This is a genomic window from Variovorax sp. FG153, from assembly GCF_057809595.1.
Window position 1 is genome coordinate 1 of record NZ_JBMDKG010000020.1, and the last position, 14,240, is coordinate 14,240.

Annotated in this window: 15 protein-coding genes; 11 read left to right on the forward strand and 4 right to left on the reverse strand. The window is 70.9% G+C overall.

What is annotated here, in order from left to right; translation table 11 throughout:
• Nucleotides 1-544 (forward strand): uracil-DNA glycosylase family protein (locus ACODT0_RS21260; protein WP_489042207.1); only part of this gene is annotated, 544 nt, incomplete at its 5' end.
• Nucleotides 545-577: 33 nt separating this feature from the next.
• Nucleotides 578-1,402: an orotidine-5'-phosphate decarboxylase gene (gene pyrF / locus ACODT0_RS21265; protein WP_413762052.1), complete on the forward strand. Its 825-nt coding sequence runs from the start codon at nucleotides 578-580 to the stop codon at nucleotides 1,400-1,402.
• A 16-nt stretch (nucleotides 1,403-1,418) separates the two neighbouring features.
• On the opposite strand, the gene ACODT0_RS21270 is transcribed toward pyrF, so the two are convergent.
• Complete coding sequence (locus tag ACODT0_RS21270; protein ID WP_057596203.1) at nucleotides 1,419-2,153, reverse strand: helix-turn-helix domain-containing protein; 735 nt, start codon at nucleotides 2,151-2,153, stop codon at nucleotides 1,419-1,421.
• Nucleotides 2,154-2,310: 157 nt separating this feature from the next.
• Here ACODT0_RS21270 and ACODT0_RS21275 point away from each other — a divergent pair, with 157 nt between their 5' ends.
• The 7 genes from ACODT0_RS21275 (at nucleotide 2,311) to ACODT0_RS21305 (ending at nucleotide 8,789) form a co-directional block, all read left to right on the forward strand.
• A complete protein-coding gene (locus tag ACODT0_RS21275; RefSeq protein ID WP_057596202.1) occupies nucleotides 2,311-3,168 on the forward strand; it encodes a hypothetical protein in 858 nt (285 codons plus the stop codon).
• 71 nt (nucleotides 3,169-3,239) lie between these two features.
• Nucleotides 3,240-5,180, forward strand: a complete 1,941-nt coding sequence (locus tag ACODT0_RS21280; RefSeq protein WP_489042208.1) for an MFS transporter — start codon at nucleotides 3,240-3,242, stop codon at nucleotides 5,178-5,180.
• A 187-nt stretch (nucleotides 5,181-5,367) separates the two neighbouring features.
• A complete protein-coding gene (locus ACODT0_RS21285; protein WP_479671072.1) occupies nucleotides 5,368-5,865 on the forward strand; it encodes a YiaA/YiaB family inner membrane protein in 498 nt (165 codons plus the stop codon).
• A gap of 32 nt (nucleotides 5,866-5,897) precedes the next feature.
• Entirely contained in the window at nucleotides 5,898-6,377 is a 480-nt protein-coding gene (locus ACODT0_RS21290; RefSeq protein ID WP_172705682.1) for a hypothetical protein, read from the forward strand.
• Nucleotides 6,374-7,168 carry a DUF2145 domain-containing protein gene (locus ACODT0_RS21295; RefSeq protein WP_057596198.1) on the forward strand — a complete coding sequence of 265 codons (795 nt, stop codon included), beginning with the start codon at nucleotides 6,374-6,376 and terminating at the stop codon, nucleotides 7,166-7,168. The genes ACODT0_RS21290 and ACODT0_RS21295 overlap by 4 nt, the downstream gene beginning before the upstream one ends.
• Nucleotides 7,169-7,205: 37 nt before the next feature.
• Complete coding sequence (locus ACODT0_RS21300) at nucleotides 7,206-8,297, forward strand: zinc ribbon domain-containing protein (RefSeq protein WP_057596197.1); 1,092 nt, start codon at nucleotides 7,206-7,208, stop codon at nucleotides 8,295-8,297.
• A 99-nt stretch (nucleotides 8,298-8,396) separates the two neighbouring features.
• Nucleotides 8,397-8,789: a DUF3597 domain-containing protein gene (locus ACODT0_RS21305; protein WP_057596196.1), complete on the forward strand. Its 393-nt coding sequence runs from the start codon at nucleotides 8,397-8,399 to the stop codon at nucleotides 8,787-8,789.
• Nucleotides 8,790-8,864: 75 nt separating this feature from the next.
• On the opposite strand, the gene ACODT0_RS21310 is transcribed toward ACODT0_RS21305, so the two are convergent.
• The 3 genes from ACODT0_RS21310 to queA are packed head-to-tail and all read right to left on the reverse strand — an operon-like array spanning nucleotide 8,865 to nucleotide 11,931.
• Entirely contained in the window at nucleotides 8,865-9,641 is a 777-nt protein-coding gene (locus ACODT0_RS21310) for an SDR family NAD(P)-dependent oxidoreductase (RefSeq protein WP_489042209.1), read from the reverse strand.
• A 59-nt stretch (nucleotides 9,642-9,700) separates the two neighbouring features.
• The gene (gene tgt / locus ACODT0_RS21315) at nucleotides 9,701-10,873 is read right to left on the reverse strand and encodes a tRNA guanosine(34) transglycosylase Tgt (RefSeq protein WP_489042210.1); all 1,173 of its coding nucleotides are present in this window, start codon (nucleotides 10,871-10,873) and stop codon (nucleotides 9,701-9,703) included.
• Nucleotides 10,874-10,878: 5 nt separating this feature from the next.
• Nucleotides 10,879-11,931, reverse strand: a complete 1,053-nt coding sequence (queA, locus tag ACODT0_RS21320; protein WP_057596193.1) for a tRNA preQ1(34) S-adenosylmethionine ribosyltransferase-isomerase QueA — start codon at nucleotides 11,929-11,931, stop codon at nucleotides 10,879-10,881.
• A gap of 141 nt (nucleotides 11,932-12,072) precedes the next feature.
• On the opposite strand from queA, the gene ACODT0_RS21325 reads away from it, so the two are divergent.
• Nucleotides 12,073-12,744 carry a DUF4166 domain-containing protein gene (locus tag ACODT0_RS21325; protein WP_489042211.1) on the forward strand — a complete coding sequence of 224 codons (672 nt, stop codon included), beginning with the start codon at nucleotides 12,073-12,075 and terminating at the stop codon, nucleotides 12,742-12,744.
• Entirely contained in the window at nucleotides 12,741-14,231 is a 1,491-nt protein-coding gene (locus ACODT0_RS21330) for a TIGR01777 family oxidoreductase (RefSeq protein WP_489042212.1), read from the forward strand. The genes ACODT0_RS21325 and ACODT0_RS21330 overlap by 4 nt, the downstream gene beginning before the upstream one ends.
• Nucleotides 14,232-14,240: the final 9 nt, after the last annotated feature.

Here is a 14,240-nt window from a genome sequence, read left to right on the forward strand (position 1 = left end):
GGTTCCCGCCGGCCACGGCGCGGCCGTGCTGGTCGAGGCGCCGCGCCGCCTCTATGCCGACGCCGCCGAGGGCGTTGCGCCGCAGGGCGGCTGGCTGGTGCTGGCCGACATGCCGCCCGAGGCCGACGGCCGCCATGGCGAACCCTTCGCGGGCGATGCCGGCCGGCTGCTCGACAACATGCTGCGCGCGCTCAAGCTGCACGAGGGCGGCACGCCGGTGCACCTGATGCGCCTGCACCGCGGCGTGGCCTCGGGCCAGCCCGGCGGCCCGCGCCCGCTCGACGAGGCCTTCGCCGAACACACCGCGGCGCTCGCGCCCCGGCTGGTGCTGGCCATGGGTCCGCTGGCCGCGCAGGGGCTGATGCAAAGCGGCGAGCCGCTGGGCAAGCTGCGCGGCCGGGTCGGCCAGGCGGCGCAGCTGGCGGGCGTGCCGGTGGTCGCCACCTACCACCCGGCCTACCTGCTGCGCAATCCGGTCGACAAGGGCCGCGCCTGGGCCGACCTGTGCCTGGCGGCCGCGCAGCAGCAGCCCGAGGCGGGCTGAGCCGGGCCGGGGGGGCCCTTTAAAATCGCCCCCATGACTTTCCTCGACAAGCTTGCCGCCGCGCAGCAAACAAACGGTTCGTTGCTCTGCGTGGGGCTCGATCCGGAGCCGGCGAAGTTCCCGGGGCAGCTCAAGGGCGACGCGCGCCGCATCTACGACTTCTGCGCCCGCATCGTCGACGCCACGGCCGACCTCGCCATCGCCTTCAAGCCGCAGATCGCCTACTTCGCGGCCCACCGCGCCGAGGACCAGCTCGAACGGCTCATGGAGCACATGCGCCGCAACGCGCCCCAGGTGCCGACCATCCTCGACGCCAAGCGCGGCGACATCGGCTCCACCGCCGAGCAGTACGCCATCGAGGCCTTCGAGCGCTACGGCGCCGACGCGGTCACGCTCTCGCCCTTCATGGGCTTCGACTCGGTCGAGCCCTACCTGCGCCATCACGGCAAGGGCGCCTTCCTGCTGTGCCGCACCAGCAACCCCGGCGGTTCCGACCTGCAGGGCCAGCGGCTGGCGAGCGTCGAGGGCCAGCCCTTCCTCTACGAGCACGTGGCGCGGCTGGCGCAGGGGCCGTGGAACCTCAACGGCCAGCTCGGCCTCGTGGTCGGCGCCACCTACCCGGCCGAGATCGAGCGCGTGCGCGCGCTGGCGCCAACGGTGCCGCTGCTGATCCCGGGCGTCGGCGCCCAGGGCGGCGACGCGGCCGCCACCGTGCGCGCCGGCTGGCGCGCCGACGCGCCGATCGTCGTGAACTCCTCGCGCGCGATCATCTACGCCTCGTCGGGCGACGATTTCGCCGAGGCCGCGCGCGCCGCGGCGCGGACCACGCGCGACACGCTCGAAGCCGCCAAGGCCTGACCCCGGCGGCCCGGGCTCAGGCCCGCCGCAGCCGCGTGAACAGCTCGAACTCCCAGTTGCGCATCCCCAAGAGCAGCGTGTAGCCCTCGCGGTCCTTGGGCGACAGCTTCTGGTCGGTCTGGTGCTGCTGCGCGAAGTCCTGCGCCACGCGCTGCAGCCGCTCCAGGAAGGCCGGCGCCAGCGAACGGCTGATCGAGCCGTGCACCAGCAGCAGGCCCTCGGCCGGGCCGTCGAAGCCGCCGCGGTAGTAGTCGAGCACCACGTTCTCGCGGAAGAACTCCATCACCGGCCCGTGCGGGCGCCAGCGGAAGGTCTTGGCGAGCTTCAGGCGATACCGGTTCAGCGGCCGCAGCTCGATGATCCCGATGCGGTCGAGCTGGGCCAGGAAGCCGATGCACTCGGCCTCGCTGATCCGGTAGGCCGTCACGATCTGCTCCAGCGTCCACTGGCTCAGCACGCTGATCGCCACCAGCAGCAGCTTCTTGTCCTTGACCACGGCCTTCTCCTGCTCGTGCGTCAGTTCCTTGAGCAGCGGCTGGGCGTCGGCCACGCGCCGCGCCAGCTCGGCGAAATCGATCTTCAGCGCGCGGCAGATGGCGTCCACGCGCGACAGCGGCATGTCGCTCTTGGCCAGCATCCGCTTGACGCTGGACTCGGCCATGTCGAGCGAGCGCGCCAGGTCGGCGTAGGTCATGCGGGCGCTCTTGAGTTCGTTCTTCAGGGCCTGGACGAGGTCGACGGTGGTACTCATGAAGGTGACGGGGTTCCGGTTGGGTATCGGTTGGAGATACCGATGGGTGTGAAATAGTGCCTCGTATCGATTCTCGATGCCTGGGGAGAGGCTGGCAACTAAATTCCGCCCGCCAACCGATCGGCCATCCCGCCATCACCCAACTTCGAGAACAGACATGCTCCTCCACTCCCTGACACGCCGCGAACGTGGCCTGGCCTTCTTCCTGGGCCTGCTGCTCCTGATCGGCATCGTCGGCCCGGCGCTGCCGGCCGCCGAGGTCGCGATCGCCCTGGTCTTCGCCGACACCCGTTCCTGGCACGGCCTGCCCAACGCCATGGACGTGCTGAGCAACCTGCCCTTCGTCCTCATGGGCTGCTGGGGCCTGTACTGGCTCAACCGCATCGACCGCGCGCACCACGAGGCGCTGGCCGGCTTCCCGCTCGCGCCGCCGGCCAGCGATCCGCCCGACAACACGCTCGACTGCGCCTGGCTTTTCTTCGCCGGCCTGATCGCCACCGCCGCCGGCTCGGCCTTCTATCACCTGGCGCCCGACGCGCCGCGGCTGGCGGCCGACCGCGCCGGCATGGCGGTCGCCTTCGCCGGCCTGATCGGGGTGGCGGTCTGCGAGCGCGTGAGCCAGCGCGCCGGCTGGCCGGCCGCCTGGTTCGTGCTCACCACCGGCCTGCTGTCGGCCGAGATCGCGCAGGAGACCGGCAACGTGCTGCCCTGGGCGCTGGTGCAGTTCGGCGGCATGGCGCTGGTGCTCACGCTGGCGCTGTCGCGGCCGATGCCCGGCGCCGTCGGCCTGCGCCTGGGCTGGGTGATCGCGGCCTACGTGCTGGCCAAGGCCTTCGAGCTGGCCGACCAGCCGATCTACGAGGCCACGCACGGCGTGATCTCGGGCCACACGCTCAAGCACCTGTGCGCCGCCCTGGCCGCGCTGCCGGTGCTGGCCGCGCTCAAGCGGCTCGACAGCGGCTGGCGCGCCGTGGCCCTGCGGCACAATCCCGGCGCGGCCGCCCTGACGGCCTGACGACAGCCCCCGGCCCCGCGAGCGTTCCCCGCCGGGGGCCGCGCGGAGCCGCCAAGAGGAGAAGCTTCCGAATGACCACGCCCGCCGCTGCCCCGCCCGAGGCGAATGCCCACGCCAACCAGTTCGCGCTGCTCGGCCAGCGGCGTTTCGCGCCCTTCTTCTGGACCCAGTTCGCGGGCGCGGCGAACGACAACCTGTTCAAGTTCGCCTTCACCGTGATGGTGACCTACCAGCTGCAGCTCAGCTGGATGCAGCCCTCGATGGCGGGGCTGGTGATCGGCGCGCTGTTCATCCTGCCGTTCCTGCTGTTCTCGGCCACCGCGGGCCAGCTCACCGACAAGTTCGACAAGACGAAGATGATCCGCTTCGTCAAGAACCTCGAGATCGCGATCATGCTGATCGCGGCCTGGGGCTTCGTGCGCGCCGACGCGGTGATCCTGCTGGGCTGCGTCTTCCTCATGGGCCTGCACTCCACCCTGTTCGGCCCGGTCAAGTTCGCCTACCTGCCGCAGGTGCTCGACGCGCGCGAGCTCACGGGCGGCAACGGCATGGTCGAGATGGGCACCTTCATCGCGATCCTGCTGGGCCAGGTGGCCGGCGGCCTGCTGGTGGCGGTGCCGCAGATCGGCCACCTGAGCGTGGCCGTCGCCTGCGTGGCCCTGGCGCTGGCCGGGCGCGCCGTGGCGCAGGCGATCCCGCCGGTGCCCGCCACCGATCCGAAACTGGTCGTCAACTGGAACCCGGTCAGCGAGACCTGGCGCAACCTCAAGCTCGCGCACGAGAACATCGTAGTGTTCCGCTCGCTGCTGGGCATCTCGTGGATGTGGTTCTTCGGCGCCGTGTTCCTGAGCCAGTTCCCGAGCTTCGCCAAGGAGGTGCTGCACGGCAACGAGCAGGTCGCCTCGCTGCTGCTGGTGGTGTTCTCGATCGGCATCGGCGTCGGCTCGCTGCTGTGCGAGACGCTGAGCCGGCGCCAGGTCGAGATCGGGCTGGTGCCGCTGGGCGCCATCGGCATGAGCGTGTTCGCGATCGACCTGTACTTCGCCGCGCGCGGCCTGCCCGCGGTGCCCGAGATGGGGCTCGGCGCCTTCCTGCACCAGAGCGCGCACTGGCGGGTGATGGCCGACCTGGCGCTGCTGTCGCTGTTCGCGGGCCTCTACAGCGTGCCGATGTACGCGCTGATCCAGCTGCGCAGCCAGCCCACGCACCGCGCGCGCATCATCGCGGCCAACAACATCCTCAATGCCCTGTTCATGATCGGCAGCTCGGTGATCGCGGGCGCGCTGCTGGGCGCGGGCTTCACCATCCCGCAGATCTTCCTGTTCACCGGCATCGCCAACGCGGTGGTGGCCTTCTACATCTTCATGCTGGTGCCCGAGTACCTGCTGCGCTTCGTGGCCTGGGTGCTGTCGCGCTTCGTCTACCGCTTCGACATCAAGGGCGACGAACACATCCCCGTCGAGGGCCCGGCCGTGCTGGTGTGCAACCACGTGAGCTTCATCGACGCGGTGCTGCTGATGGCCGCGAGCCCGCGGCCGATCCGCTTCATCATGGACCACCGCATCTTCAAGGTGCCGGTGCTCGGCTGGCTGTTCAAGCTCGCCAAGGCGATCCCGATCGCGCCGCAGAAGGAAGACCCGGCGGCCTACGAGGCGGCCTTCGCCAAGGCGCTCGGCGTGCTGCGCGAGGGCGACCTGCTGGCGATCTTCCCCGAGGGCGCGATCACGCGCGACGGCGCGCTGCAGCCCTTCAAGGGCGGCGTGATGAAGATCGTGGACGGCGCGCGCGCCGAGGGCATCGAGCCGCCCGTGATCCCGATGGCGCTGACCAACCTCTGGGGCTCGTTCTTCAGCCGCATCGAGCTGCGCGGCGGCGAGCCGGTGGCGATGGTCAAGCCCTTCCGCCGCGGCTTCTTCAGCCGCGTGGGCCTCAACGTCGGCGCACCGGTGGCGCCGGCCGAGGTGCGGCCCGAGCTGCTGCAGCAGCGCGTGGGCGGGCTGCTGCAGCCCTGAATCCGGGACCGCGCGCACGGACACGGGCCGCCTTCGGGCGGCCTTTCTCTTTGGGGGCGAGATACCCCGAAAAGTATCCGTTGGAGATACCGCCGGAGCCGAAACGCTGAACCGGTCGAATCATTCGAGTCCCGCGGCGCGGGGGCGGACCATCATCCGCCCACCTTCACTACGCCGCGAGGCACTCATGCAAACCCATATAGCCAACACCATCACCACCGCTCCGGTCCAGCGCGACACGCGGGCCTGGCAGTTCCAGGTCTGGGCGTCCTTCGCGATCGCCGTCTTCCTCTGCGCGACCGGCCTGAGCTGGCTGCCGGGCGAGGCACTGGACCGGGCCTTCATGGTGATGGGCTATGTGTTCTGCCTGAGCACGGCCTTCGTGCTGTCGAAGTTCGTGCGCGACAACCAGCATGCCGCCGGCCGCGACCTGCCGATGTGGAAGCTGGTCGTCTGGGGCAGCTTCTTCGTCGCGATGCTGCTGACCGGCTGGGGCCTGCTGCGCATGGAGATCAACGACACCTACAAGGCCTTCCTGGGCGTGAGCTGGCTGTTCCTGATCAGCTCGGCCTTCACGCTGGCCAAGACCCTGCGCGACCGCCACGAGGCCGACCTCGCCGAAGCCCGCCTGCAAGGCCGCCACGCCGCCCGCGTCGAAGCCGCCCAGGCCCCGGCCGCCGAATGACCGCCCGCACCCGGCACGCAAGGAGTCCGATCATGAACACCGCTTTCGCCCGCAAGTCCCTGGCCACCGTCCTCGTGGCCGCCTGCACCGCCTTCGCCGCGCTCGCGGCGCCCGTGGCCCGCGCCCAGAGCGATGCCTCCATCGCGCTGTCGATGCTGCCCGTGGCCTCGGTGCTGGTCGGCGCCTCCGCGGTCGGTGCCGCCGGCGCCTCGGCCGCCAAGGCCAGCGAAGTGCCGGCCGCGCTCTCGGTCGGCGGCTCGATCCTGACCGTGGTCGCCGTCGAGGCCTCGGCCGACGGCACGGTCTACGTGCTCGAACGCGCCGCCGACGGCGCGCGCGCCAGCGTCAAGGTGGCGGGCCGCGTGGCGCAGGGCGCCTCGACCGCGGTCGGCACCGCCATCGTCGTCAGCGTGATCGGCACCGGCGTCGTGCTCTCGGCCGCGGGCGAGGTGCTGGCCTTCGTGCCCAACGCCATCGGCCGTGCGCTGCTGGCCAACGAGAGGCTGTCGTGAAGCGCGCCGCTTTCCTGGCGCTGGCCGCGTTCGCCGTGGCCGCCGCGGCGACGCAGGCGCAGGCCGGCCGCTCGTGCGAGCAGGTCAAGCCCGGCGCCGCGCTGATCGCCAAGGGCATGGAGCTGGCCGAACGCACCTCGCAGCAGCTCGATGCCAGCGGCGCGCGCGTCGTCGTGCTGGCGCGCGCCGGCCAGGACCTGAGCAAGTACGGCCTGCGCTACTCGCACCTCGGCCTGGCCTACAAGACCGAGGCCGGCCCGTGGCGCGTGGTGCACAAGCTCAACCAGTGCGGCACCGCGGTGGCGGCGGTCTATCGGCAGGGGCTCGGCGAGTTCTTCCTCGACGACCTCTGGCGCTACGAGACCGCCTGGGTCGTGCCCACGCCGCAGGTGCAGGCGCAGTTGCTGGCCGCGCTGCAGGAGCCGACGCCGCGCCTGGTGCGGCTGCATGTCGCGCCCTACAGCGTCGTCAGCTACGCCTGGGGCCGCAAGTACCAGCAGTCGAACCAGTGGGCGCTCGAGACGCTGGCCGCCGCGATGGAGCCCGCCACCATCGCCAATCGCTCGCAGGCGCAGGCCTGGCTGCAGTTCAAGGGCTACGAGCCCACCACCTTGAAGCTTGGCCCGCTGACCCGCCTGGGCGGGCGCATCGGCTCGGCCAACATCGCCTTCGACGACCATCCCAACGACAAGCGCTTCTCGGACCGCATCGAGACCGTGACCGTCGATTCGGTGTTCGAATGGCTGCAGCGCGCGGGCCTGGGCGCGGCGCCGGTGGCGTTCAAGCTGTGAGCACGGCCCGCACGAGAAGAATGGAAGGAACGACGACATGAGCAAATCCCTGCGCCTCTCCGAGAAATGGTTCCGCCGCGGCCTCTGGCTGGTGGCGCTGGTGTTCGCGGGCTTCCTGATCGGGCTGGGCAGCACCATCGTGGGCGACCTGCCGCAGGTCGAGCGCGTGCGCACCATCGAGGACTTCATCGACCACCGCGCGGCCGATCCGCTGCGCGCCACCGTCAAGGCCTCGGAGGCGGCCGAGCTGCAGGCCTCGCGCGACCTCGACCAGATCCGGCTGCAGCTGCAGGCCGCGCAGCAGGCCGGCGCCAATGCACGCGAGACCTTCGGCAACTGGATCGCCACGCGCCGCGCCACCGCGCAGCCCGACCAGGATCCCGAGCTGATCGCGCGCACCAAGGCGCTCGACGCCATCAAGCAGAAGGAGGAGGCGGTGCAGCGCCAGGTCAACGCGCAGCAGCAGCGCATGCTCGACGCGCGCCAGGCCGAGCAGCGCGCGCGCACCGCGCTGGCCGAGCTGGAGCGCGACGCGCAGCTCAAGCTCGACGCCGAGTACCGCCGCATCGAGCTGCGCGTGTTCGCCTACCGGCTCGCGCTCACGCTGCCGCTGTTGGTGATCGCGGGCTGGCTGTTCGTGAAGAAGCGCAAGAGCACCTGGTGGCCCTTCGTCTGGGGCTTCATCCTGTTCGCGCTGTTCGCCTTCTTCGTCGAACTCGTGCCCTACCTGCCGAGCTACGGCGGCTACGTGCGCTACGCGGTGGGCATCGTGATCACGGTGCTGGTGGGGCGCTACGCGATCGTCGCGCTCAACAACTACCTCGCGCGCCAGAAGCTGGCCGAGCAGCAGCCCGACCAGGTGCGGCGCGAGGAACTGAGCTACGACACCGCGCTGGCGCGGCTCGACAAGGGCGTGTGCCCCGGCTGCGAGCGGCCGGTGGACCTGAAGAACACCGCCATCGACTTCTGCCCGCACTGCGGCATCGGCCTGCACGACCACTGCGAGGTCTGCGAGACGCGCAAGAGTGCCTTCTCGCGCTTCTGCCATGCCTGCGGTGCCTCGGCCGCATCGTCGGAGCCGGACGCGAAATCCTTCACGCCCCGGACCCCGCCGCAACCCGCGGCCTGAGGAGGGCGGTCACGCGCTCGTGCTACAACCGCCCGCTGCGCCGCATTCGCGGCCGCAGCCCCGGTCCGTCCCCCGTCTCATCTCGAAGGAGTACGCGCAATGAGCATCTTCGGCAGCATCCTTTCCAAGATCTTCCCGTCCGCGCAGGCCGCGCAACCGCCGGCCACGGCACCCGCTGCCCCCGCCGCACCGGCACCCGCGGGTGCCCCGGCCGCCGCCGCACCGCCGCCGGCCATCACGGTGGTCGACGTCGAGGCCCTGCTCGACGGCATGCCGGGCGCGAAGCAGCTCAACTGGCGCACCTCCATCGTCGACCTGATGAAGCTGCTGGGCCTGGACAGCAGCCTCGACGCGCGCAAGCAGCTCGCGGCCGAACTGAGCTACGGCGCCGACACCAGCGACAGCGCCAAGATGAACATCTGGCTGCACCGCCAGGTCATGACCAAGCTGGCGGCCAACGGCGGCAAGGTGCCGGCCGAACTGCGCGACTGATCCGCGCGCGGCCCGCGTCCAGCAAAAAAAGCCCGGCAGTGCCGGGCTTTTTCTTTTGGCGGTGCGAGATGGCGCTCAGGTCCAGCCCGCGTCCACCACGTAGTCCTGCGCCGTGCACATGCGCGAATCGTCGGCACCCAGGAACAGCGCCATCGCCGCGATGTCCTCGCCCATCACGCGGCCCGGCAGGCACTGGGCCGCGTCGATCTCCGCGCCCGACTCGGGCTTGACCCACAGCCGCAGCTGCCGCTCGGTCATCACCCAGCCCGGCACGATCGTGTTGACGCGGATGTTCTCTTTGCCCAGGTCGCGCGCCAGCGAGCGCGTGAGGCCGCGCACCGCGGCCTTGCAGGCCTGGTAGACCGGGTAGCCGCGGCCCTTCATCATCCAGCTGACCGAGCCGAAGTTGACGATCGAGCCGCCGCCCAGCGCGCGCATGTCGGGCGCCACCGCCTGCGCGGCGAAGAACTGGTGCTTGAGGTTCACGGCCACCAGCCGGTCGAAGTCCTCGTCGGTGACGTCGGCCATCTCGTGGCGGCGGTCGTTGGCCGCGTTGTTGAGCAGCACGCCCACCGGTCCGAAGTGCGAGCGCACCGCGTCGATGGTGGCGCCCAGCGCGGCCGTGTCGGTCACGTCGCAGGGCAGGAACAGCGCGGGATGCTCGCCGCGCAGCTGGCCCGCGAGCGCCTGGCCCGCGGTGCTGTCGATGTCGCAGAAGCCGACCTTCGCGCCCTGCGCATGGAAGGCCCGCACCAGCGACTCGCCGATGCCGCTCGCGCCGCCCGAGATGAAGACGGTGCGCTCGGCGAGCGAGGGATAGCGCGCGGTATAGGGCGAGGGTGCGGTGCTCATGGGCGTGGAAGACGACAGCCTGGAAGCCCGCGAGGTTAGCGCGGAACGCCCGTCGCGTCTCAGACGCCCAGCGCGCGCTCCGACTTGAAGCGCGCGCGGAATTCCGTGAACGTTCCCGCGTCGAGCGCCTCGCGGATCTCGCGCATCAGGTTCAGGTAGTAGTGCAGGTTGTGGATGGTCGTGAGCATCGGCCCGAGCATCTCGCCGCAGCGGTCGAGATGATGCAGGTAGGCGCGGCTGAAGCCCTCGCGCCCGCCGTCGTTCCAGCTCACGCCCGATGTGCCCGCGCAGGCGTGGCAGGTGCAGCTCGGATCGATCGGCTGCGGGTCGCTCTTGTGGCGCGCGTTGCGCATCTTGAGGTCGCCGAAGCGCGTGAACAGCGTGCCGTTGCGCGCATTGCGCGTGGGCATCACGCAGTCGAACATGTCGACGCCGTCGGCCACGCCCTGCACCAGGTCCTCGGGCGTGCCCACGCCCATCAGGTAGCGCGGCTTGTTCGCGGGCAGCCGGTGCGGCGTGTGGCCCATGATGTGCAGCATCTCCTCCTTGGGCTCGCCCACGCTCACGCCGCCGATGGCGTAGCCGGGGAAGTCCATGTCGACCAGCGCCGCCAGCGATTCCTCGCGCAGGTTCTCGTACATGCCGCCCTGCACGATGCCGAACAGCGCGTTCGGGTTCTGCAACCGCTCGAACTCGGCCTGGCAGCGCCTGGCCCAGCGCAGGCTCAGTTCCATCGAGATGCGTGCCTCGGCCTCGGTCGTGATGTGGCCCTTGGTGTCGTAGGGCGTGCACTCGTCGAACTGCATCACGATGTCGCTGTTGAGGATGGTCTGGATCTGCATCGAGACCTCGGGCGTGAGGAACAGCTTGTCGCCGTTGACCGGCGACGCGAACTTCACGCCTTCCTCGCTGATCTTGCGCATCGCGCCCAGCGACCAGACCTGGAAGCCGCCCGAGTCGGTGAGGATCGGCTTGTTCCACTTCTCGAATTGGTGCAGCCCGCCGAAGCTCTGCATCACGTCCAGGCCCGGGCGCATCCACAGGTGGAAGGTGTTGCCCAGGATGATCTGCGCGCCCATCTCCTCGAGGCTGCGAGGCATCACGCCCTTGACGGTGCCGTAGGTGCCCACGGGCATGAAGATCGGCGTCTGCACCACGCCGTGGTTGAGCGTGAGCGTGGCGCGGCGCGCGTGGCTGTCGGGGTCGGTCTTGAGGAGTTCGAAGTTCAGCATGGGGGTCAGTCCTCTGTTCTCGGTTGGCGCGCGAGCAGCATCGCATCGCCATAGCTGAAGAAGCGGTAGCGCTGCGCGATGGCGTGCGCATACAGCGCCATCACGCGCTCGTAGCCCGCGAGGGCCGAGACCAGCATCATCAGCGTGCTCTTGGGCAGGTGGAAGTTGGTGATCAGCAGGTCGACGTGCGCGAAGGCGAAGCCCGGCGTGATGAAGATGCGGGTGTCGCCCGCGGCCTCGCCGCTCTTCGCCCACGACTCGAGCGTGCGCACGGTGGTCGTGCCCACGGCCACGATGCGGCCGCCGCGCGCCTTGCATTCGGCGATGGCGCGCTGCGTGGCCTCGGGCACCTCGTAGCGTTCGGCGTGCATGGTGTGCTCGGCGATGTTCTCGGTCTTCACGGGCTGGAAGGTGCCGGCGCCCACGTGCAGCGTGACGTTGGCGCGCCGCACGCCGCGTGCCTCGAGCGCGGCCAGCAGGCCCTCGTCGAAGTGCAGCGCGGCGGTGGGCGCGGCCACGGCGCCGGGCACGCGCGCGAACACGGTCTGGTAGCGGCGCTCGTCCTCGGCCGAGTCGTCGTGCGTGATGTAGGGGGGCAGCGGCACGTGGCCGCAGCGCTCCATCAGCAGGTAGGGGTTCTCGCCGCTGTCGCTCTCGAAGGCGAAGCGGAACAGGGCGCCGTCCTCCTCGGGCCAGCGGCCGAGCAGGGTGGCGCGGAAGCCGCCGACCATTTGCAGCGTGGTGCCCACGGGCGGCTTCTTGCTGACCTTCATGTGGGCCACCACCTCCTGCCCCTGCAGCACGCGCTCGACCAGCAGCTCGAGCTTGCCGCCGGTCGGCTTCTCGCCGAACAGGCGCGCCTTGACGACGCGGGTGTCGTTGAAGACCAGCAGGTCGCCCTCGCGCAGCAGCGAGGGCAGGTCGCGGAAGATGCGGTCGGCCGGGGCGGGGCCGGTGCCGTCGAGCAGGCGGGAGGCGGTGCGTTCGGTGGCCGGGTGTTGCGCCACCAGCTCGGGCGGCAGGGCGAAATCGAAATCGGAGAGCGTGAAGGCGCGCATGATGCTTGAGGGCCGGACGGGCCCGTTCCAAGAAGGTGGCCGCGAGGGGCCGTTCGGAGAGCGAGGCGGCGATTGTCCCATGGCGCGAAAACCGGGCGCCGCCGCGGGGTCGGGCGAGGGCCGGCGAGGCAGAATCGCCGCATGGTCGATACACATGCAGCGCGCGTCACGCAGGAGGCCGGGTCCACGCCCGGGCCCTCCGAGGGCGAGCTCTTCAAGAAGATCCTCGGCGCCGCCTGGCAGGGCCTGCATGCCGACATCCGCCGCCGCTTCGACAAGAACCCCTCGCCCGGCAAGGCGCTGCACTACCGCGGCCGGCTCAGCGAGCTGTGCTGCTCGCGCTTCGGCCGGCTGCTGGGCCATCTCACGCAGCCGTTGATCCAGGGCGCGCTGATCCCCTACAGCGACGCCGACTTCCCGGTCGAGATCCAGGTCTACGCGAAGCCCGGCGACCCCGCGATCTACAAGCAGCGCATCTACCGGCTGCACGGGCGTCGGCCGATCCAGTTCACCAGTTTCATGCGCGAGAGCGAGCGCGGCGAGGTGCTCGAGTACGTCGGCATGGGGCTGGGCATGAAGCTGGTGCTCAGCGTGGAGAAGGGCAGCCTGCATTTCCAGAGCGACGGCTATTTCTGGCAGCTGCTCGGCTGGCGCATCCCGCTGCCGGTCCTGCTCACGCCCGGCAAGACCTTCCTCTGGCACCACAACGAGACGCCCGAGCGCTTCAACATCCGCATCGAGATCCGCCACCCGCTGATGGGCACCACCTTCACCCAGGTCGGCGTGTTCGAGGAAGTGTCCGCCCCCGCATGATCGACACGCACCTGCTGGCGCTGCAGCTGATGGCGGCCCAGGGCGCGCTCGGCGCCTTCGACACGCTCTACCACCACGAGGGCACCGAGGCGCTGCCGCGGCGCGCCTCGGCCGGGCGCGAGCTCGCGATCCATGCCACGCGCTCGTCGATCTACTGCCTGCTGTTCATCGGCCTCTCGTCCTGGGCCTGGCATGGCGCCTGGGCCTGGGTGCTGCTCGCGGTGTTCGGCGTCGAGATCGTGCTCACGCTGTGGGACTTCGTGGTCGAGGACCGCAGCCGCCTGCTGCCGGCCACCGAGCGCGTCACGCACACGGTGCTGGCGATCAACGCGGGCGCCTTCATCGCGCTGCTCGCGCTGGCGGCCGTCGGCTGGGCTGCCGAGCCGACCGCGCTCGCCTGGCAGCCGCAGGGCTGGCTCGGCGCCTTCCTCGCGCTGTGCGGCGTGGGGGTGGGCGTGTCGGGGCTGCGCGATGCCTTCGCGGCGCGCGCGCTGCTGCGGCGCCGGCGCCAGGCGCGGGTGCGCGAGACCGAGGCGCCGGTGCGCTTCGGCGCGCGGCCGCGGCGCGTGCTGGTCACGGGCGGCACCGGCTTCATCGGCCAGATCCTCGTGCGCCACCTGCTGGCCGACGGCCATGCGGTCACGGTGTGGACGCGCGATGCGCGCGCGGCGGCCTGGAACTTCGGCGGCGCGGTCCGCTGCGTGCAGTCGCTGGCCGAGCTGCCCGCGGCCGAGGAGATCGAGGTGGTGGTCAACCTCGCGGGCGCGCGCATCCTCGGCGCGCGCTGGAGCGAGCGGCGCCAGCGCCAGCTGCTGGCCAGCCGCGAGGGCCTGACGCGGCAGCTGGTCGAATGGATGGCCGCGCGCCCGCGCAAGCCCTGGCTGCTGCTGTCGGGCTCGGCCATCGGCTACTACGGCGTGCAGCCGCAGGGCGATGCCACCGCGCTCGACGAGGAGGCGCCGCCGCAGGACATCTTCATGTCGCGCCTGTGCCAGCGCTGGGAACAGGCGGCGCAGGCCGCGGTCGCGCTGGGCGTGCAGGTGGCCTGCATGCGCTTCGGCTTCGTGCTGGGCCACCAGGGCTCGCTGCCGCAGCTGCTGCTGCCGGTGCGGCTCGGTGTCGGCGGGCGGCTGGGCAGCGGGCGGCAGTGGCTGTCGTGGGTGCATGTGCACGACCTGGTGCGCGCGCTCGCGCATGCCTGGACCCAGATCGAACGCGAAGCTGGCACGCCGGCCGCGCAGGCCTTCAACGTGACCGCGCCGCGGGCGCTGAGCCAGCACGACTTCACGCGCGTCGCGGCCGAGGTGCTGCATCGCCCCTGCTGGATGCCCACGCCCGCGGCGCCCGTGAAGCTGCTGCTCGGCGAGCAGGCCGACCTGCTGCTCGAAGGCCAGCGCGTGGTGCCCGCGCGGCTGCTGCACGGCGGCTTCCAGTTCATGTTTCCCGATGCGCGCGGCGCCTTGACGGACCTTTGCCGTCCACGCTAGAAGACCTGT

Bases quoted from the DNA above. Each gene is read 5' to 3' on its own strand.
- queA (WP_057596193.1), bottom strand. From the start codon at position 11,931: ATGCGCGCCTTCACGCTCTCCGATTTCGATTTCGCCCTGCCGCCCGAG.
- ACODT0_RS21280 (WP_489042208.1), top strand. From the start codon at position 3,240: ATGACCACGCCCGCCGCTGCCCCGCCCGAGGCGAATGCCCACGCCAAC.
- ACODT0_RS21325 (WP_489042211.1), top strand. From the start codon at position 12,073: ATGGTCGATACACATGCAGCGCGCGTCACGCAGGAGGCCGGGTCCACG.
- ACODT0_RS21290 (WP_172705682.1), top strand. From the start codon at position 5,898: ATGAACACCGCTTTCGCCCGCAAGTCCCTGGCCACCGTCCTCGTGGCC.
- ACODT0_RS21270 (WP_057596203.1), bottom strand. From the start codon at position 2,153: ATGAGTACCACCGTCGACCTCGTCCAGGCCCTGAAGAACGAACTCAAG.
- ACODT0_RS21330 (WP_489042212.1), top strand. From the start codon at position 12,741: ATGATCGACACGCACCTGCTGGCGCTGCAGCTGATGGCGGCCCAGGGC.
- tgt (WP_489042210.1), bottom strand. From the start codon at position 10,873: ATGCTGAACTTCGAACTCCTCAAGACCGACCCCGACAGCCACGCGCGC.
- ACODT0_RS21310 (WP_489042209.1), bottom strand. From the start codon at position 9,641: ATGAGCACCGCACCCTCGCCCTATACCGCGCGCTATCCCTCGCTCGCC.
- ACODT0_RS21300 (WP_057596197.1), top strand. From the start codon at position 7,206: ATGAGCAAATCCCTGCGCCTCTCCGAGAAATGGTTCCGCCGCGGCCTC.
- pyrF (WP_413762052.1), top strand. From the start codon at position 578: ATGACTTTCCTCGACAAGCTTGCCGCCGCGCAGCAAACAAACGGTTCG.
- ACODT0_RS21305 (WP_057596196.1), top strand. From the start codon at position 8,397: ATGAGCATCTTCGGCAGCATCCTTTCCAAGATCTTCCCGTCCGCGCAG.
- ACODT0_RS21285 (WP_479671072.1), top strand. From the start codon at position 5,368: ATGCAAACCCATATAGCCAACACCATCACCACCGCTCCGGTCCAGCGC.
- ACODT0_RS21275 (WP_057596202.1), top strand. From the start codon at position 2,311: ATGCTCCTCCACTCCCTGACACGCCGCGAACGTGGCCTGGCCTTCTTC.